General features: G+C 40.7%; 15 protein-coding genes. 7 read left to right on the top strand and 8 right to left on the bottom strand.

Annotated elements, in window-relative coordinates:
* The gene (locus HMPREF2904_RS08450) at positions 1-1,212 is read left to right on the top strand and encodes an aminoacyltransferase (RefSeq protein ID WP_070661876.1); all 1,212 of its coding nucleotides are present in this window, start codon (positions 1-3) and stop codon (positions 1,210-1,212) included.
* A 5-nt stretch (positions 1,213-1,217) separates the two neighbouring features.
* On the top strand, positions 1,218-2,453 hold the full coding sequence (locus HMPREF2904_RS08445) for an aminoacyltransferase (protein ID WP_070661874.1): 1,236 nt from the start codon (positions 1,218-1,220) through the stop codon (positions 2,451-2,453).
* Positions 2,454-2,528: 75 nt separating this feature from the next.
* On the opposite strand, the gene tpiA is transcribed toward HMPREF2904_RS08445, so the two are convergent.
* The 4 genes from tpiA to ftsW form a co-directional block, all read right to left on the bottom strand.
* Complete coding sequence (gene tpiA / locus HMPREF2904_RS08440) at positions 2,529-3,287, bottom strand: triose-phosphate isomerase (RefSeq protein WP_070661871.1); 759 nt, start codon at positions 3,285-3,287, stop codon at positions 2,529-2,531.
* 164 nt (positions 3,288-3,451) lie between these two features.
* Entirely contained in the window at positions 3,452-4,648 is a 1,197-nt protein-coding gene (tuf, locus tag HMPREF2904_RS08435; protein WP_003008055.1) for an elongation factor Tu, read from the bottom strand.
* A gap of 279 nt (positions 4,649-4,927) precedes the next feature.
* On the bottom strand, positions 4,928-7,753 hold the full coding sequence (gene ppc, locus HMPREF2904_RS08430; protein ID WP_070662191.1) for a phosphoenolpyruvate carboxylase: 2,826 nt from the start codon (positions 7,751-7,753) through the stop codon (positions 4,928-4,930).
* Positions 7,754-7,791: 38 nt separating this feature from the next.
* Positions 7,792-9,033 (bottom strand): cell division peptidoglycan polymerase FtsW, encoded by a 1,242-nt coding sequence (gene ftsW, locus HMPREF2904_RS08425; protein WP_070661869.1) that lies wholly within the window; start codon positions 9,031-9,033, stop codon positions 7,792-7,794.
* Between the two features lie 248 nt (positions 9,034-9,281).
* Here ftsW and HMPREF2904_RS08420 point away from each other — a divergent pair, with 248 nt between their 5' ends.
* From HMPREF2904_RS08420 to HMPREF2904_RS08410, 3 genes are all read left to right on the top strand, one after another.
* On the top strand, positions 9,282-10,157 hold the full coding sequence (locus tag HMPREF2904_RS08420; protein ID WP_070661866.1) for a GH25 family lysozyme: 876 nt from the start codon (positions 9,282-9,284) through the stop codon (positions 10,155-10,157).
* Between the two features lie 141 nt (positions 10,158-10,298).
* Positions 10,299-10,772: an aminoacyl-tRNA deacylase gene (locus HMPREF2904_RS08415; protein ID WP_049488869.1), complete on the top strand. Its 474-nt coding sequence runs from the start codon at positions 10,299-10,301 to the stop codon at positions 10,770-10,772.
* A 22-nt stretch (positions 10,773-10,794) separates the two neighbouring features.
* On the top strand, positions 10,795-11,418 hold the full coding sequence (locus HMPREF2904_RS08410; protein ID WP_070661863.1) for a histidine phosphatase family protein: 624 nt from the start codon (positions 10,795-10,797) through the stop codon (positions 11,416-11,418).
* 36 nt (positions 11,419-11,454) lie between these two features.
* Here the strand turns inward: HMPREF2904_RS08410 and lysS are convergent, their stop codons facing one another.
* From lysS to HMPREF2904_RS08390, 4 genes are all read right to left on the bottom strand, one after another.
* Positions 11,455-12,945, bottom strand: a complete 1,491-nt coding sequence (gene lysS / locus HMPREF2904_RS08405) for a lysine--tRNA ligase (RefSeq protein WP_070661860.1) — start codon at positions 12,943-12,945, stop codon at positions 11,455-11,457.
* A gap of 271 nt (positions 12,946-13,216) precedes the next feature.
* A complete protein-coding gene (locus HMPREF2904_RS08400; RefSeq protein WP_070661857.1) occupies positions 13,217-14,554 on the bottom strand; it encodes an ABC transporter permease in 1,338 nt (445 codons plus the stop codon).
* Positions 14,554-15,249 (bottom strand): ABC transporter ATP-binding protein, encoded by a 696-nt coding sequence (locus tag HMPREF2904_RS08395; RefSeq protein ID WP_003002759.1) that lies wholly within the window; start codon positions 15,247-15,249, stop codon positions 14,554-14,556. The genes HMPREF2904_RS08400 and HMPREF2904_RS08395 overlap by 1 nt, the downstream gene beginning before the upstream one ends.
* Positions 15,233-16,390: an efflux RND transporter periplasmic adaptor subunit gene (locus HMPREF2904_RS08390; protein WP_070506635.1), complete on the bottom strand. Its 1,158-nt coding sequence runs from the start codon at positions 16,388-16,390 to the stop codon at positions 15,233-15,235. The genes HMPREF2904_RS08395 and HMPREF2904_RS08390 overlap by 17 nt, the downstream gene beginning before the upstream one ends.
* 179 nt (positions 16,391-16,569) lie before the next feature.
* Between HMPREF2904_RS08390 and gorA the strand changes: the two genes are divergently transcribed.
* Together gorA and HMPREF2904_RS11765 are read left to right on the top strand one after the other, a co-directional pair.
* A complete protein-coding gene (gene gorA, locus HMPREF2904_RS08385) occupies positions 16,570-17,919 on the top strand; it encodes a glutathione-disulfide reductase (protein ID WP_070661855.1) in 1,350 nt (449 codons plus the stop codon).
* A 315-nt stretch (positions 17,920-18,234) separates the two neighbouring features.
* Positions 18,235-19,391 (top strand): collagen binding domain-containing protein (locus HMPREF2904_RS11765; protein ID WP_256263267.1); only part of this gene is annotated, 1,157 nt, incomplete at its 3' end.

Below are 19,391 nucleotides of genomic sequence, written 5' to 3'. Positions count from 1 at the left end.
ATGTACCATTACCAGCTAGGAATTTCTGCTAGTGAGCATGATGACTTTGTTATTCAGAGTGATCAAACCAATCTCTTACAAAGCAGCTCATGGGCAAAAATCAAAGATAATTGGGGAAATGAACGGGTTGGTTTTTATCAAGAAGACCAATTAGTCGCTGTTGCAAGCATCTTGATTCAACCCCTACCACTTGGCTTTTCCATGCTCTACATTCCTCGAGGCCCGATCATGGATTACCAAAACAAAGAGCTGGTTTCATTTGTGATCCAGTCCCTTAAAAAAATTGCCAAACAATACAAGGCTTTGTTTGTGAAATTTGATCCAAGTCTTTTCTTGAGTAAACACTTGATTGGACAAGAACAGACGGAAGCTCCTGCTGTGCAATCGGTGATCGACACCTTAACTAAAGAAGGGGTTGAATGGACTGGCCGAACCAGTGATATGACAGAAAATATCCAACCACGCTTTCAAGCGAATATCCACAAAGAGTTTTTCACCGAGCAAGATCTTTCAAAATCTACTCGACAAGCCATCCGAACTGCTCGAAACAAAGGGATCCAAGTCCAATTTGGTGGGACTGAAATGCTAGGGGACTTTGCTTCTCTCATGAAAAAGACTGAAGCTCGTAAAAGCATTCATTTACGTGGAAAAGACTACTACGAAAAACTACTCACAACCTACCAAGGACAAGCCTACATTACTTTGTCTACGCTAGATCTCGAGAAACGGAAAACCTCCCTTACAAAAGATCTTGAAAAAAACAAGGCAGAGGCTGAAAAATTCACAGAAAAAACAAAGCCTGGCAAGGTTGAGAATAACCAAAAAGAAAAAGAGCGGATAGAGGAAGAACTGCAATTTCTTGAGCAGCATCTCCAAGCAGGTAGACAAGTCGTTCCTTTATCTGGGACCTTAACCCTTGAATTCGGTGGGACGTCTGAAAATGTTTATGCAGGGATGGATGAAGAATTCCGCCGTTACCAACCTGCTATCCTCACTTGGTATGAAACTGCCCAACACGCTTTCGACCGTGGTGCTTCTTGGCAGAATATGGGGGGCATTGAAAATTCACTTGATGGTGGTCTCTATCATTTCAAATCTAAATTTAATCCTGTCATTGAAGAATTTGTTGGGGAATTCAACCTCCCAACCAGTCCACTTTATCCACTTGTAAACAAAGTCTACAAGATCCGGAAAAAATTAAGGAGTAAATAAGTTACATGACTCTTACGACAATTTCAAAAGAAGAATTTACCTCATTTGCAAATACTGTCTCCCATCGCTCTTTTATCCAGTCTGCTGAAATGGCAGATCTGCTTGAAAAGCGAGGAAACACGGTCCAATTTATCACTTGGAAACAAGAAAATCAAGTCCAAGTGGCAGCAATCTTGTACAGTCTTCCTATGACAGGTGGTCTCCATATGGAAATCAATTCTGGCCCCCTTTACCAAGAGAAGGCTATGCTAGAACCCTTCTATGCAGCTTTAAAAGACTATGCGAAAGAAAATGGGGCTATTGAACTCGTTATCAAGCCCTATGATACCTATCAAACCTTTGACAGTGACGGCAATCCAACCAGTGAAGAGCAAACTCATTTTATGGATACCCTTAAAAACTTGGGCTATCAGCATGATGGTTTAACAACAGGTTATCCAGGTGGAGAAGGTGATTGGCATTATGTGAAAGATATGGAGGGCATCACCGAAAAAAATCTTCTCAAGAGCTTCAGTAAAAAAGGAAAGCCACTAGTCAAAAAAGCCAAATCTTTCGGTATTGAACTGAAACGATTAAACCGAGATGAACTGCAACTCTTTAAGGATATTACTTCTTCTACCAGTGACCGTCGCGACTATCAGGATAAGACCTTGGATTATTACCAAACTTTCTATGACAGTTTTGGCGACAAAGCAGATTTCATGATCGCAACGCTGAACTTCCACCAATACTACACGAATCTTGAAAAAGACCAAGGAAAACTAGCACAGAAGATTGAGAAATTACAGAAGGATCTTGAAGTCAACCCCAATTCAGAGAAAAAACAAAATCAACTTCGTGAATTCTCTAGCCAGTTTGATACCTTTGAGGTGAGAAAGAAGGACGCAAAAGAATATATTGAAAAATATGGAGATCAAGACGTCATTCTTGCAGGTAGTCTCTTCGTCTATATGCCACAAGAATCCACCTATTTATTCAGTGGCTCTTATACAGAATTTAATAAGTTCTATGCTCCTGCTGTTCTCCAAGAATATATGATGCTTGAAACCATCAAACGTGGTATCCCAAGATATAACTTCCTTGGTATTCAAGGAATCTTTGACGGGTCAGATGGTGTGCTTCGTTTCAAACAGAATTTCAATGGCTACATCGTCCGTAAGATGGGGACCTTCCGTTATTACCCAAGTCCTCTGAAATACAAACTGATTTCTCTCATTAAGAAACTATTAGGACGTTCCTAACTCAAAAGACCAGCTCTGAAGCTGGTCTTTTCTAGTATAAAAAAAGACGAGAACCCTCTCGCCTTTTAGATGTCATTATTTAACGAAGTCAAGCAATGCCAAGAAGCTTTCTGGATCAAGTGATGCACCACCAACAAGAGCTCCGTCAACGTCTGGACAAGCCATGTATTCAGCAACGTTTTCAGGTTTCACTGAACCACCGTATTGAACACGTACTTTGTCAGCCACTTCTTGACCAAAGTCAGCAGCTACAACGTCACGAACAACTTTACACATTTTTTGTGCGTCGTCTTGTGAAGCTGATTTACCAGTACCGATCGCCCAGATTGGTTCGTATGCGATAACTGTTGAAGCGACTTGTTCTGCAGTCAATCCAGCAAGAGCAGCTGAAACTTGAGCTCCTACGAATTCTGCTGCTTTACCAGCTTCGTAAGTTTCAAGGCTTTCACCACAACAGATGATTGGAAGCATACCGTTCGCAAAGATTGCTTTTGCTTTTTTGTTGATATCTTCATCAGTTTCATGGAAGTAGTCACGACGTTCTGAGTGACCGATAACAACGTAGTCAGTACCGATTTCTTTCAAAACTTGTGGGCTAGTTTCACCAGTGAAGGCACCGGCATTTTCAAAGTAAGTGTTTTGGGCAGCAACTTTAAGGTTTGAACCTTTAGCAGCAGCAAGAACAGTTGTCAAGTCAACTGCAGGAACTGCGATACCAGCTTCAACAAGGTCAGCTGAAGGAAGTTTTGATGCTACAGCTTCAACGAATGCTTTTGCTTCTTCTGGATTTTTGTTCATTTTCCAGTTACCAGCGATAAATGGTTTACGTGACATTTCACATACCTCTTTTTTCTAATTTTATACTATCTATTTTACCATAATTTTCGTCATAATGAAAGGTTGCACAAGCTCATTTTACTTTTTACCAAAATAAAAACCCCGTCTTCACGGGGTTTTCTGTCTGTCTATATAATTGTTAATCTGGGAACTAGATCGAATTAAGCTTCGATTTCAGTAACCATACCTGAACCAACAGTACGTCCACCTTCACGGATTGAGAATGTAGTACCTTGTTCAACGGCGATTGGGTGGATCAACTCAACGTCGATAGTCACGTTATCACCAGGCATTACCATTTCAGTTCCAGCTGGAAGTTCGATAGATCCAGTTACGTCAGTTGTACGGAAGTAGAACTGTGGACGGTAGTTGTTGAAGAATGGAGTATGACGTCCACCTTCTTCTTTAGTAAGGATGTAAACTTCACCTTTGAATTTAGTGTGTGGGTTGATTGAACCTGGTTTAGCGATAACTTGTCCACGTTCGATTTCATCACGTTGGATACCACGAAGAAGCACACCAACGTTATCCCCTGCAAGACCTTCATCAAGTTGTTTACGGAACATTTCAACACCAGTAACAACTGCTTTTTGGATTTCGTCTTTGATACCAACGATTTCGATTTCGTCGTTGACACGAACAACACCACGGTCGATACGTCCTGAAGCAACTGTACCACGTCCAGTGATTGAGAATACGTCTTCGACTGGAAGAAGCAATGGTTTGTCAGTATCGCGTTCTGGTTCTGGGATGTACTCATCAACAGTATCCATCAATTCCATGATGATGTCTTCATATTTAGAGTCACCTTCAAGAGCTTTAAGAGCTGAACCTTGGATAACTGGAAGGTCATCACCTGGGAAATCGTATTCTGAAAGAAGGTCACGGATTTCCATTTCAACCAATTCAAGCAATTCTTCATCGTCAACCAAGTCAACTTTGTTCATGAAGACGATCAAGTGTTTAACACCAACCTGACGTGAAAGAAGGATGTGTTCACGTGTTTGTGGCATTGGTCCGTCAGTTGAAGCTACTACAAGGATAGCTCCGTCCATTTGAGCGGCACCAGTGATCATGTTTTTAACGTAGTCCGCGTGTCCTGGAGCGTCGATGTGAGCGTAGTGACGTTTAGCAGTTTCGTACTCAACGTGTGCAGTGTTGATGGTGATACCGCGTTCGCGTTCTTCTGGAGCAGCATCGATAGACGCATAGTCTTTAGGTTGGTTAACTGATGAAGGCAAGCGACGTGCCAAAACAGTTGTGATTGCTGCAGTTAGGGTAGTTTTACCGTGGTCAACGTGTCCGATTGTACCGATGTTAACGTGCGGTTTACTACGATCGTATTTTTCTTTTGCCATTTGAGTAAAAGCCTCCAATAAAATATATTTTATAGATAGACAGTAGGCAATACAGTCTAACTTTCCTTACTATTCTATCGAATTTTAGATAAAATTGCAAGCCTTTTACCTATATTTTCTTAATTATTCCTCTTCTTTTCTTTTATTTTATCATCTTGCTGAAAGATCCTGATCTAGCTTTGAAAATTCTCATTTAAAATCTTCTATTCAAGCCATTACATACCTTTTGCTCCTTTAATATCAGGGAATAAAAAAATCGGAACAGTCGTTCCGATTTTTTTAACCTGAATTTCGTAATCCTGTAGCCACTCCATTGATCGTAATATGGATCAGCTTGTCTTGATCGGCTGGTAATTGGCCGGTCCGTTGACGTCGAATCAATTCTAACTGAATATAGTTCAAGACGTTAAAGTACGGCATCCGATAATCCAAACTTTCTTTCAGATAAGGGTTTTCAGCGAGCAACTCGTCTTGTTCCTCAATCATCAAGATGATGTCCTTGGTCAATTGCCATTCATGTAAGATAATCTGATAGATATTGCGCACTTCTTCTTCTTCACACAATTGCGCGTACTCAAAGGCAATATCCATGTTGGCTTTGGATAAGACCATGTCCACATTTGACAAGAGAGATTGGAAGAAAGGCCAGTTTTTATACATGTATCGAAGGGTTTCAATATTCTCAGGATCCTCGTCGATAAATTCCTTAAAGCTAGAACCTACTCCATACCAACCAGGGAACATCACCCGACTTTGTGACCAAGAGAAGACCCATGGGATAGCACGCAAACCACCGATTTCTGTAATGGTCTTACGAGCAGCTGGACGTGAACCAATATTAAAGCTTGAAATTGCTTTAATTGGACTTGATTCAAAGAAGTAATCATAGAAGTGCTCATTTCCAAAGACCAAATCACGATAGATATCGTAACTGCGATTCACGACTTTATCCATGACTTCCCCGAAACGATCAAACATAGAGAATGGACTCTTTTGTTCGGCAATCATTCGGTTAATGGTTGCAGAGACGAGCATCTCAAGGTTGTAGTAGGCAGCATCTTTATTTCCATATTTATTGCCGATCACTTCCCCTTGCTCGGTTAAGCGAATACGATCATTAATGGATTTCAACGGTTGAGAAGTGATGGCTTCATAAGTAGGACCTCCACCACGACCAACCGTACCACCACGACCATGGAAGAAGGTAATCTTCACTCCAAACTCATCTCCGATAGCGGTCAATTGTTGTTGGGCTTTAAAGAGGGTCCAACAAGAAGACAAGTATCCACCATCTTTGTTGGAATCAGAGTAACCTAACATAATCTCTTGGTAGTTGTTCTTAGAAGCAATCCAACGTTTGGCAATCGGAAGAGACAAGTAACTTCTCATGGTTTCTTCTGAATGATCCAAATCTTCGATCGTTTCAAACAACGGTACGATTTGAACGCGAGCTTTTTCTGTATCGACTAAGCCCACTTCTTTCAACATCACAGCCAATTCCAACATATCTGACACACTGGTTGCATGAGAAATGATGTTTTGACGAATGACTTCTTCTCCTAAACGATCCTTCAATTCACGGGCCGTTTGGAAAATCGCTAATTCTTTTTCAAGCTGTTCAGATTTTTCAGCATGAGTTGCTGATAAAATACGTGGGTCTTCTAAAAGTTCTTTCAAGAGAACTTGACACTTTTCATCCTCTGATAAATCAGAATAGTGGTCATTAATCCCTGCTGATTTCAGCAATTCTGCCACACAGGCTTCATGTACACTCGAATCCTGACGCATATCAATAGAGGCGAGATAGAAACCAAAAACATCGATGGCTTCTAGAAGTTCTGCAAACTCACCAGAAATTAAATACTCTGATTTGTTTTCCAACAAGGAATCTTTAATCTTTTCAAGGTCTTCTTTAAATTCTTGAGCTGATGTATAAGCTGGAGACTCTTTCTCAGAAATTTTCTTTAGAGCCCCAGAAATACGATTGCCGATATAATCAGAAACTGGCCCTTGTTGATGAGCATTTGCCCCTAATAATCTCTCAACAGCATAACGATCTTCTCTGGTTTCTCCCACCATCGTCCATTCTTTTAAATTGACCAAAGTCTGGATCAATTTTGACTGGATATAGTGGAAAGCACGACGGTATGGTTCTTTTTCACGAAAGACGGATGTATCACTGGATAGGGCTGCCATTTCAGCTACTGCTTCACTTGTTTTAGAAAGACTCGTTGAAAGGGAGAAATGACGGTATAATTTAGAAATCTTTTCGATGTAATAGTTCAAAATGACTTCACTTTGAATAGTTGCTGAACGCTTCAAGGTCTCAGCTGTTACAAATGGATTCCCGTCCCGGTCTCCCCCAATCCACATGCCCATTGTGATCGGACGTGGTTGTTCAAGCTCTAATCCATGCTCTTTTGCCAAGCGTTTGTATTCCAACATCAGGTTTGGAACAGCTTGCAAGAAAGAGCTATTGTAATATTCCATAACATTGGTGATTTCATTAGTAACCTTCAATTTTTTGTCACGAATCATATCCGTTTGCATCATGATTTCGATATTACAACGAAGGTTGTTATACCACTTATTCTCATTCATTAAACCAGCTTTAACATCCCGATGCTGACGAAGAAGAGCATGAATATGATTGGTTAGATCCAGCATGGTTTTTCGTTGCACTTGAGTTGGATGGGCTGTTAAAACAGGTACAATGTTGAGATTTTCAAGAATTTCTTGTGCATCTTCATTTTTCGCAACTTCTTTAATGGTTGAAGAAAGTTTTCCGAGGTATTCACCATCTACGTTATTCAAATGATTGATTTCATAGGCCAAATCAACATCTTCTGAAATGTTAATCAAGAGTGGTAAAATGGCAAAATAACGTGAAATCACTGTCATTTCTTCATTTGTCAATTGTTCCACTATTTGATTTAACTCACGATAGTTCTGTGTTTTTGATAGATCCTTCAACTGCGTAATTTTATCAAAGGTTTCCGGACGAACCAAATTTTTCGTAATATCATCTAATAAATTGGTTAAGATTTCGGCTTCTTCTTTGATAATATCTTTATTTGTGAAGTTCTCTAATTTTTGTAAGACCATTTTTTCTCCTTTTTGAATAGCCATTCAACAATTCCCTTTTAATAATAAGGTTTGATTTTACCTTTTTCTTCAAAAACCATGCCTTCTTGTTCCATCTTAGCCCGTTTTTCACTAGCGTCGATATTCAAAACGAAAGCAATCGCTACGGATAAGACCCATAAGCTATTTCCCCCTTGGGATAAGAAGGGGAAAGTCACTCCTGTAGACGGAATCAAACCAGAAATTCCTCCGATGTTAATGAAGGTTTGCACTAAGATCATCCCACCGATCCCAATGGCCATCATCGAATTAAAAGGATTCTTTGCTCGAATACCGACTAAAATGATCCGAAGAATTAAGAAGAATAAGAGAGCAAGGATCAAGCTAGCTCCAACAAAACCTAATTCTTCAATCACAATTGCAAACACAAAGTCTGTGTGCGCTTCTGGTAAGTAACCTTGTTTTTCAATGGAATTTCCTAGCCCCAAGCCAAACCAACCACCGTTACTCATGGCATAGTAAGAATTAGCTAATTGGTGACCTGCGCCAGACAAGTCATTAAAGGGGTTAAAGAAGGCACTAAAACGTTTGGCCACATAACCAAAGACAGGAATTTTAGCGACACGGTCCACACCGATGATCCATATTGAACCAAGGACAATGGTAGATGCTCCAACAACTAGACCAAGTAAAGAGGTAAACCAACGGTAGCCCACTCCACTAGCCGTAATCATGATCAAGACCGTTAAGGCCAAGATCGTCGCATTTCCCAAGTCCGGCATAATCACAACGATTCCAATCAAAATCAAGGTCAGCCAACGCCAATCGTTTAAATTCCTTGGAATCCATTCATTATGGGTCAAGGCTTGATAATCATAATCGCGTATCTCGTCTTGTCGTTTAGAAAAGATCAAGGCTAGATACCAGACTAAGATCACCTTAAGGTACTCCGCTGGCTGGATACTGAATCCTCCAGGAATTGTCAACCAACCATGAGCTCCATTGACCGTATCTGTAATAAACCTAGACAGAATCAACAAAATCACTTCAGCAAAAATGACAAAAGCCAGTACTTTTTTATTTCGAAGGAAATCTAAGCTAAATTTATAAATCAGGGCGATGGTTAGGAGACTAAGGATAAAAAAGAGCCCCTGTGTCCGTACCATCCGAATCGAACTCACTCCACTTTGAATTGCCAAGGCACTTGTTGTCGAATAGACAACAATCAAGCCAATGATGGATAAAATCAAATAGGGAATGAGGATGGAATAATTTAAAAGATGTCTTTTTTCAATTTTCATAATTCACCATATTCCTAATGTTCAACCTTCATTATATCATTTTTAAGAAGCAAAACCAAGGAAAGGCCAGAAAAGATTCGGCTTCTTCCCTATTTTCAAGAAATATTCTAATCATTCTTCTTATTTTCATATATTTTTATCCTTTTTCGATGAAAAGATTCCTTTTTTTTGAAAATAATGGCTGAAATTGGGATCTTTTAAGCATTAAGTTTTGCCTTTTCGTTTTTTTTACGGTAAAATGATTCTGTATGAGAAAAAGGATAAAACCCGTTGTTCTCTTGGTCTTTTTTATCAGTTTCATTTCTTTTCTCGTTCTTTCACGAACAATTGCTGATCTACAAGCCAGAGAGCGACAAGAAACAACCAAAACCATTCCGAACTCCAATACACCTCGAAAAACAACTACTGCAAGCTCTTCTTCTAAAAAAGAGGAAGACATCAATCCAGAACTGGTTGGCCGCCCGATCATTGATATCTCAGGCTGGCAATTGCCTAGTGAAATTGATTACGATGTCCTCTCCCAAAATGTGGGAGGTGTGATCGTTCGTGTCCATAGTGGGGCTCAAGCTAAAAAGGAAAATGCAGCAACCTACTTAAATGGTCTGGATAAATCTTTTAAAACCCATATCCAAGAATTCCAAAAACGAAATATCCCAGTCGCAGTCTATGCTTATGTCGCGGCTAAGGATAAAAAAGAAATGGAAAAAGAAGCAGAAGAATTTTACAAGGCTGCTTCTCCTTACAAACCGACCTACTATTGGTTAGACGTTGAGGAAAAAACCATGAAGGATATGAACGCAGGTGTTGAAGCTTTCCGAGCAAAACTACAAGCTTTGGGTGCAAAAAATATTGGACTCTATATCGGAACCTACTTCATGGAAGAACATAGTATCTCCACTGATAAATTTACGGCTCTTTGGATTCCTACTTATGGATTTGATGATGGCTACTACAATGCCGCGCCAGATACCAATACGGAATACGACTTGCATCAATATACCTCTCAAGGGCAATTAAATGGATTCTCACACTACTTGGATCTCAACCAAATTGCTCCGACGCAAGACCAAGAAGCGATTTATCGGAAACTTTTCAAGGTACAAAAAGATAACTCTTCCTCATAGCCTTAAAACAGCAGATCAAGTGATCTTCACTTTTTCTGCTGTTTTCTATTTTCAAAGGGGAAGGTAATATCGCCACTATTATATGTTATAATGGTCTAATGAAATCTGATTTTGTAGAGAAAATGAAAAAAGGAGAAAGCCATGGCAAAAAAAAATAAAGTAAAAAAAACCTTGGTCGAACAGATCTTGACAAAAGCAAAAATTGAGCACATAGGCTTACAAATCAACGCTTTAGAAGGGATCTTACCAGAAGGAATTGATCGCTCTACTATTTTCAAAACCCTAGCTCTCAAAGGAGATAAAACAGGTCCTGTAATTGGGATCATTCCTATCACGGAGCATCTTTCAGAGAAAAAATTGGCAAAATTATCGGGCAATAAGAAAGTGGCAATGATTCCTCAAAAGGATCTCGAAAAAACAACAGGTTATATTCATGGGGCCAATAATCCAGTGGGCATTCGTCAAAAGCATCCTTTCCCAATCTTTATCGATGAATCAGCCCTTCAGTTAGAGACCATGATCGTATCTGCCGGGGAAATCGGCCATAGTATTCAAATCAAACCACAACTTCTAGCAGACTTCGTTAAGGCGACTTTTGCAGATATTTTAGAATAATGACAAAGAAGGAGACAAGATTGTGAAACTATATTTTATACGACACGGACGGACAGAATGGAATGAAGAAGGACGTTTTCAGGGATCAAATGGCGATTCTCCGCTGTTACCAGCCTCTATTCATCAGCTTGAAAAATTAGGAAAGCACCTAGCTACTGTTCCTTTTGATGCAGCCTTTGCAAGTGATCTGCCACGAACAGTCCATACCGCAAAGATCATTCTCGATCAATTGGAGACACCTCTAGAATTGCAAGCAACGCCTGCTCTTCGTGAATGGAATTTGGGAAAATTGGAAGGAGCTAAAATTTCTACTATTTCAGCTATCTATCCCCAACAAATGGATGCCTTTCGCCATAACCTCGCCCACTTTCAAAATGAAATCTTTGATGCAGAATCTGTCTATGAAACGACCAAACGTACCTGTGATTTTGTAAAAAGCCTGAAAGGAAAAGAGCTCGATACTGTTCTCATTGTTGGACATGGAGCTAATTTGACAGCTTCTATTCGAACCTTGCTTGGTTATGAAACAGGAGAACTCCGCAAAAATGGCGGACTAGACAATGCCAGCGTGACAATTCTGACAACAGATGATTTTGAGCACTATCACTTAGATACTTGGAACGACACCTCTTATATGGAAGACTAAAAAACACTGATCTTGCGATCAGTGTTTTCTTTTAGCTTATTTCATAGTTGGGAAGAGAAGGACGTCGCGAATCGTTGTTACATTGGTCAACAACATAACGAGACGGTCAATACCAATTCCAAGTCCACCTGTTGGTGGCATACCATATTCGAGAGCTTCAACGTAGTCATAGTCGATGCCTGTAGCTTCGTCATCTCCCAATTCTTTGGCACGCGCTTGCGCTTCAAACCGTTGCAATTGATCGATCGGATCATTCAATTCCGTGAAAGCATTGGCATACTCTTTGGTCATGATGAAGAGTTCGAAACGGTCAGTGAAGCGTGGATCTTCTGGATTTTTCTTAGCCAATGGAGATACTGCTACTGGGTGACCATAAACAAAAGTTGGTTGTGTCAAAGTTTCTTCAACGAATTCTTCGAAGAAGGCATTGATAATTTGTCCCACTTCTGTGTAGTGTTTTTCAACCGGTACATGTTTTTCGTTTGCCAGTGCTACAGCTTCTTCAAAGGTCATGTCTTGCCAGAAGTCAACACCTGTGATTTCTTTGATCGCATCCACCATGTGAACCCGTTTGAATGGTTCATTGATTTTGATTTCTGTTCCTTGATAGTCAATTGGACCATCACCATGGACTGCTTTCGCAGCATGTTGGATAATGCCTTCTGTTAAGTCCATGATATCGTGGAAGTCAGCGTAAGATTGATAGACTTCGATCGAAGTGAATTCAGGGTTGTGAGTGGCATCCATTCCTTCGTTACGGAAGATCCGTCCGATTTCGTAAACGCGTTCCATCCCACCAACAATCAAACGTTTCAAGTGAAGCTCCGTCGCGATACGAAGCACCATGTCAATGTTTTGTGCATTGTGGTGAGTGATAAATGGTTTGGCAGCCGCACCACCAGCTTCATTGTGAAGCACTGGTGTTTCCACTTCAAGGAATCCTTGATCATCTAAATAACGACGGATTTCAGAGATGATTTTTGAACGGGTTACAAAGCGTTCGAAGCTTTCACGGTTTGAAATCAAATCCAAATAACGTTTGCGATAGATGGTTTCAACGTCTGAAAGTCCGTGGAATTTTTCAGGCAAAGGACGAAGGGCTTTTGACAAGTGAGTGATATGAGTTGCTTTAATCGAAAGTTCACCCATGTCTGTGCGCATGATTTCCCCTTCAACACCAAGGAAATCACCAAGGTCTGCTTTTTTGAAGATTTCGTAGTTTTCTTCTCCAACAGCGTCCTTACGAACGTAGATCTGAATTTGACCTTCACGGTCTTGAAGATGGGCAAAGCCAACCTTTCCTTTTCCACGTTTGGTTACGAGACGACCGGCAATAATTGCTGTTTCGTTCAATTCGTGGAGTTGTTCTTTATCTAATTCTGAATATTTTTCTTTTAATTGACCTGAATTTGCAGTGCGTTCGAATCGCTTCCCAAATGGATCGATTCCTTGTTCACGAAGGGCTGCCATTTTCTCACGACGGACAATCTGCTGGTCATTCAATTCTTCCATATGTTCAGTAGTCATTTGGAACCTCCTAAGTTATTCTCCCCTATTCTATCATATTTAGACCAGAAATTCACTAATATTTACCAATTAAACAAAAATAAGATGGAAGAAAAAATACAGCTTCTTGAATGAATACTCAAAAACATCGGAAGACCGTCGATGACTGTCCAAATAGTTTGACCTGTATAAGATAAGATGATTGAAAAGATTTCGACAAGCTATTCCACAACAGCATCAAAAAGGAGCGTGGAGAATCTTGATCCATTCATCCTGACCCGCTCCTATTTTTTTATTCATAACGCAGTGCTTCGATCGGATTTAACTTAGAAGCCTTATTCGCTGGTAAAATTCCAAAGATGATGCCTACAAAAGCAGAGAAAATAATACTGCCGATAGCGACATTTAAGGAAATAATCGGCGGTCCTTCTAGGGAGGATGCTGCGAGTGTAGTAATCAAGCTATTCACACCATAAGCAAGGCCAAGTCCAATCAGCCCACCAATGATGGTCAAGACCATCGACTCAATCAAAAATTGAACCAAAATCTTACCTCGGGTTGCTCCCAATGCTTTGCGAAGACCGATCTCTCTCGTCCGCTCTGTCACAGAAACCAACATGATATTCATGACTCCAATCCCGCCAACCAAAAGGGAAATCCCTGCAATGGCACCGATCACTGACGTCATAATTCCTACTACTTTATTGGTTTCCTCTAGGATGCTATCCAAATTAAAGATTTGAAATTCTCCCTGGCGAACACCTGAAAGTTCTGTTAACTTTTGAGCAGCTTCGATCCCAACGGTTTTGATCTGTTTCACATCCGGTACATGGACGACAATATTTTGAATTTCATCGGTTCCGAATTCAGATGCCAGCTGGGTATTGGCCATCAAGGCACTTCCACCTGAGGAAGCTCCGTAAAGAGCTGTTCCTGCATTTGGATCCTTGAAAATACCAACGACGCGATAATTGTTATCCCCAACAGAGACCACCTGATTCAGTGGATTCTCCGTTCCAAATAATTGTTGGGCTAATCCTTCATCAAGGAGCACCACACGTGAAAAATTACTATAGTCTGAAGGGGTTAATTTTCGCCCAGATAAGAGCTCAACCTTTTTGACAGAAAAATAGGTTTCATTTACCCCTTGGATGTTCACACCGTCTGCTTTTTTCTTTTGAAAAGCAATGGTTGCATTGGAGGTATTGCTAACATAGTAACCATCGATGCCTTGAATCTTGGTTAATTCCTTAACCCAAGATTCTTGCACAACTGGTGGTGCTTCTTGGACTTGACCATCAACATCTTCAGCATTTTCCCCATCAATATCCGATGGAGCAGCCATCCCTCGGTCTTCAGCTGCAGGGCCACTTTCACCTCCGCCTTCTCCTGTATCTTCAGAAGGGCCAATATTGATTCCTGTTACATAGCCACTCTTGTTGGGAGAATAGGAGATTTGTACATACTCTTGGTCCTTGGTGAAGGTCTTGGTGACACCAGCTTTCATACCATCTCCCAGAGCCATGATGACAACCACAGAAGCGACCCCAATAATGATCCCTACCATGGTCAAGAAAGACCGTAATTTATGGCTCATAATCGAGCTGATCGCAAATTTCCAATTTTGCATTAAGTCCCCCTTTCCAGCTTGCTATCTGAGGAGATCACTCCATCACGAATGACAATGCGACGATGCGCAAAGGCAGCAATTTCTGGTTCGTGTGTAACCATGATAATGGTTTTTCCTTCTTGGTTTAGCTTGGTTAACAAGTCCATTATTTGCTCCCCCGTCTTAGTATCTAGGGCTCCAGTCGGCTCATCTGCTAAGACGATGGCTGGCTGATTGACAAGGGCTCGAGCAATCGCAACCCGCTGTTTTTGACCCCCTGAGAGCTCAGAAGGCAAATGGTGCATGCGAGAATGGAGCTCCACCTTTTCAAGGTACTGCTCAGCTAATTCCTTCCGTTTAGCAGGATGAACCCCCGCATAAATGAGAGGCAGTTCTACATTTTGAAAGGCATTGAGCTTGGAGAGAAGAAAGAATTGTTGAAAGACAAAACCGATCTGTTCATTACGAACACGTGCTAATTTTTTCTCACTGAGATTTCCAACCTCCTGACCTTCTAGAAAATACTCTCCACTGGTCGGGCGATCCAACAAGCCAATGACGTTCATCAAGGTCGATTTTCCTGAGCCAGATGGACCCATAATGGCCACAAATTCTCCCTCTTCGACTTCTAAATCGATGTCTTTTAAGACACGAAGTTCCTGATCCCCATTTTTATAGGTTTTATTGATTCCTTTTAGTTCAATCAATTTTGTCATATTTTCCGATCTCTTTTCCATCTTCCAGTTTCTCATTAGGATTCACAATAACTTGAGCATCTTTCTTCAAGCCTGACAAGATTTCCTGGTTTTCAGCATCGGCGTTACCAAGCGTCACTTTTACTTTCTTAGCCTTGCCATTTTCGACCGTCCATACATAGCTCGTATCCCCATCAGCCATGACACTTGTCACGGGAACAAGGGGATGTTGAGTAGAACTTTTGACTTCAATATTGACAGAAAAGCCTTGTTTGAGTTCCCCAATCTCACTGGTAATATCCACTGTGAATGGGTACTTGGCTCCACCGCTTCCTTGTGTTCCACCTGCTGCATTGGCACCTGCTTGACCCGCGTCGGTCGGATAGTTCGCTACATAAGAAATCTTTCCTGTCCAGGTTTTATCCGGATAAACCTTGGAAGTGAGGACCACTTCCTGACCTTCAGAGATATTGGCCAAATTGTATTCAGATAATTCCCCTTTGACTTGTAAATTTCCGTTGCTCACAATGTGAACCAGAGTTTGGTTGGTCCCCGTAGTCGATTTTGAAACATCTTTGTTAACTTCAACCACAGTGCCATCTGTGTTACTCTTGACCGTCGTCGCATCCAGAAGTGCCTTAGCCTTGTTCATATTATCGACCGCATCCGACTTGGCATCTCGTAAATCGCTAGCTTGAGAATCAACTGTTCGTTGGGTCTGCGAAGCCGATTTGGCATCTGCTTCTTCATCTCCTGTCGTATCAATGGTCACACCATTTGTCAGTAAGTCATTTAACTGACGATCTGCCTTATTGACAGCACGAACGGCTGCATCATAAGCGGTTTGGGCCTCTGTACTGCTATACTGAACAATTGGCTGACCGGCCGTTACTTGATCTCCTACATTGACCAAAATCGACTGCAAATCCCCTTTGGTTCCATCAAAATAGACATACTGCTCCTGGTTGGCAGTGACCTTCCCAGTTAACAAGACCGAAGAAGCGATCGAGCCATCCTTGACCGTTTGCACCATTGGAGTTTCTTTCGTGATTGCTTGATCAGGAGTACTTGGGTGCGAAAACATCATCACACTTCCTGTTCCAATCACCACAATTGCTGCACCTGCAGCTGTAAATAGTTGCCATTTTTTCAATTTCTTCATCGTTTTTCTCCATCAAAGAAAGCGTTTTATTCTATACCATAGTATACCATATTTCCTTACTTTTCTATCTAAAACTGACACGGCAAAATGAAATTAAAATGCTTGGTAACATGCTAAACCCTTGACTTTTGTAACAGTTGATATTACAATCAAACTGAAATCCCATTTAGGAGGAAAATATGAAAGAATTTGATATTATTTCAATTGGTGGAGGTAGTGGAGGAATCGCTACCATGAACCGGGCTGGGGAGCACGGAGCTCGGGCTGCCGTCATTGAAGAAAAACAACTGGGTGGCACCTGTGTCAACAGAGGATGTGTGCCTAAAAAAATTATGTGGTATGGTGCACAAATTGCAGAAGCTATTCGCGATTATGGACCAGACTATGGATTTACTTCTGAACAGACAAAATTTGATTTTGCAACCTTAAGAAAAAATCGCGAAGCCTATATTGACCGTTCCCGTAATTCCTATGATGGCAGTTTCAAACGCAATGGGGTTGAACGAATTGAAGGACGTGCCCGTTTTGTGGATGCTCATACGGTTGAGGTAAATGGAGAAACCATTAAGGCCAAGCATATCGTAATTGCGACCGGTGCCCATCCCTTTATTCCTTCTGTTCCTGGAGCTGAATTTGGCGAAACTTCTGATGATGTCTTTGCTTGGCAAGAACTTCCTACATCTGTTGCCATTATTGGAGCTGGCTACATCGCAGTGGAACTAGCCGGTGTGCTCCATGCCCTTGGTGTTCAGACCGATCTCTTCGTTCGCGGTGATCGTCCATTAAGAAAGTTTGATTCCTACATTGTCGATGGCTTAATGGAAGAAATGGAAAAACAAAACCTTCCGCTTCACAAACATAAGGTTCCCATGAAGCTTGAAAAATTAGAAGACGGTCGTGTGAAGATTTATTTTGAGGATATGACCAGCCACGTGGCAGATCATGTTATCTGGGCAACAGGACGAAAACCAAACGTCCAGGATCTCAATCTAGAAGCTGCAGGCGTCACCTTAAATGAAAAAGGATTCATTGCAGTGGATGAATACCAGAATACAGTTATTCCAGGAATCTATGCTCTTGGGGATGTTACAGGAGAAAAAGAATTAACTCCTGTCGCTATTAAAGCTGGACGCACTCTTTCTGAACGACTATTCAATGGAAAAGTCAATGCCAAAATGGATTATACAAACATCCCAACCGTTGTCTTTTCTCACCCTGCTATTGGAACCGTTGGCCTAACGGAGGAAGAAGCCCAGCAAACTTATGGTAAAGAGAATATCAAAGTCTATACTTCTCAATTTGCTTCCATGTACACTGCTGTTACCCAACACCGCCAGCAAGCAAAATTCAAACTCATCACTTCTGGTCCCGAAGAAAGGGTTGTTGGCCTTCATGGTCTTGGCTACGGAGTCGATGAAATGATCCAAGGATTTGCAGTTGCTATCAAGATGGGAGCGACAAAAGCCGATTTCGACGCAACCGTCGCCATTCACCCAACCGGATCCGAAGAATTTGTGACAATGAGATAAAACATAAGCTTGAAGTTGTTCCACTTTAAGCTAAAAGGACTATTTTAACAAACAATAGTCCTTTTTCATTTATCTGATTTTTATAAAATCCTTAAAATTTCATAGATAAAATATTTTTATTGTTAAAATTTTACTAATTTGTGATATAATCCACTTTGTAGATGTCTTTTTTGAAAATAGACTAGTGGGGGGTGCACTTTTATTAATGTCATCTTAAAAGACACCTATAAAAATTTCTCAATTTTGTAAGTTTTTGGCAACAACATACAAATTGATGTAAATATTGGAGAAAAATGGGAGAAGAAAATGAAAAAAATGAATCTAAGTAGACTTGTCAAAGTCTTCTTTATTGTATTTTTACCATTATTATTCATCGTATTATCGCAATCTGATATGGTAAAAGCTGGCGATGTCAGCAACAATATTAGCTCACTTACTGTTTCATCAGAAGAAATCACAGATGGTGGACAAACAACTGTTAAGTTTACATTTGATGAGCATGCACAAAAGATTCAACCGGGGGATACATTAAAAGTTAATTGGACTAGTTCTGGAACAGTCTTTGGGATAGGATTTAAAAAGACTATTCCATTAAGTATTGACGGAACTTACGTTGGAGACATGGTCATTACAGATGGATCTGCGACAGTTACTTTCAATGAAGCTATCAAAAACCTTCAAAACATTCGCGGTTGGGGTGAGTTTGAGATTGAGGGTCATAACGATACAGCAACCGATAAGGAGCATGTTGGAAAATTCACTATTATTAGTGGAGCTAGAAAAGTAGAATTAAACGTTAAGAAAATGGCTACTGGTGTTAACAGCGCTCCATTCTATCTCAAAGCGGGTGATATGCACGCGAATGATCCTGAACATATTCTTTGGACACTAACCATTAATGCAATGAACTTAGATGTAGATGGTGATGTTCGTGTTGAAGATGACATCCAAGGTGGTCATTCACTTGTAAAAGATAGTTTTAGTATTACTACTACAGGTAACAAACCAGGATATTACGGTGGCTCAACTGCTATCGATGATTTCTTAGCAGACTTTCCTGGAGCAACTTTCACAATTGATGCAGCAGGAAAAATTACGGTTACTATTCCTCAAAGTGAAATTAATAAGACTGGTGTCCTGATCTTTTACCAGACTAAAGTAGAGAATGAAAATCAAAAGAATTTCTTAAACAATACTAAGGTATGGTATCACGTTAAAGGGGAGCAAGCCGTTGTTTCCAAGGAAGTAAATGCATCTGTTGCAAATATTAATGCAAACGGTGGAGTGGATGGCGATATGACATCAACCACTACTACAACCACTACTACAACTACTACTCAAGAGCCGACTACCACAACTACTACGACTCAAGAGCCGACTACTACAACCACTACGACTCAAGAGCCGACTACTACAACTACTACGACTCAAGAGCCTACAACTACAACCACTACGACTCAAGAGCCTACAAC

Source organism: Streptococcus sp. HMSC072G04, from assembly GCF_001813295.1.
In the GTDB taxonomy this organism is placed as follows: domain Bacteria; phylum Bacillota; class Bacilli; order Lactobacillales; family Streptococcaceae; genus Streptococcus.
The sequence above is the reverse complement of the archived record's forward strand: the minus strand, read 5'-3'. Positions and strand labels throughout refer to the sequence as shown.

Excerpts from the sequence above, each read along its gene's own strand:
- ppc (WP_070662191.1), bottom strand. The coding sequence starts at position 7,753 with ATGGTCTTACAAAAATTAGAGAACTTCACAAATAAAGATATTATCAAA.
- HMPREF2904_RS08445 (WP_070661874.1), top strand. The coding sequence starts at position 1,218 with ATGACTCTTACGACAATTTCAAAAGAAGAATTTACCTCATTTGCAAAT.
- tuf (WP_003008055.1), bottom strand. The coding sequence starts at position 4,648 with ATGGCAAAAGAAAAATACGATCGTAGTAAACCGCACGTTAACATCGGT.
- ftsW (WP_070661869.1), bottom strand. The coding sequence starts at position 9,033 with ATGAAAATTGAAAAAAGACATCTTTTAAATTATTCCATCCTCATTCCC.
- HMPREF2904_RS08420 (WP_070661866.1), top strand. The coding sequence starts at position 9,282 with ATGAGAAAAAGGATAAAACCCGTTGTTCTCTTGGTCTTTTTTATCAGT.
- HMPREF2904_RS08450 (WP_070661876.1), top strand. The coding sequence starts at position 1 with ATGTACCATTACCAGCTAGGAATTTCTGCTAGTGAGCATGATGACTTT.
- HMPREF2904_RS08400 (WP_070661857.1), bottom strand. The coding sequence starts at position 14,554 with ATGCAAAATTGGAAATTTGCGATCAGCTCGATTATGAGCCATAAATTA.
- lysS (WP_070661860.1), bottom strand. The coding sequence starts at position 12,945 with ATGACTACTGAACATATGGAAGAATTGAATGACCAGCAGATTGTCCGT.
- gorA (WP_070661855.1), top strand. The coding sequence starts at position 16,570 with ATGAAAGAATTTGATATTATTTCAATTGGTGGAGGTAGTGGAGGAATC.
- tpiA (WP_070661871.1), bottom strand. The coding sequence starts at position 3,287 with ATGTCACGTAAACCATTTATCGCTGGTAACTGGAAAATGAACAAAAAT.
- HMPREF2904_RS08395 (WP_003002759.1), bottom strand. The coding sequence starts at position 15,249 with ATGACAAAATTGATTGAACTAAAAGGAATCAATAAAACCTATAAAAAT.
- HMPREF2904_RS08415 (WP_049488869.1), top strand. The coding sequence starts at position 10,299 with ATGGCAAAAAAAAATAAAGTAAAAAAAACCTTGGTCGAACAGATCTTG.
- HMPREF2904_RS08390 (WP_070506635.1), bottom strand. The coding sequence starts at position 16,390 with ATGAAGAAATTGAAAAAATGGCAACTATTTACAGCTGCAGGTGCAGCA.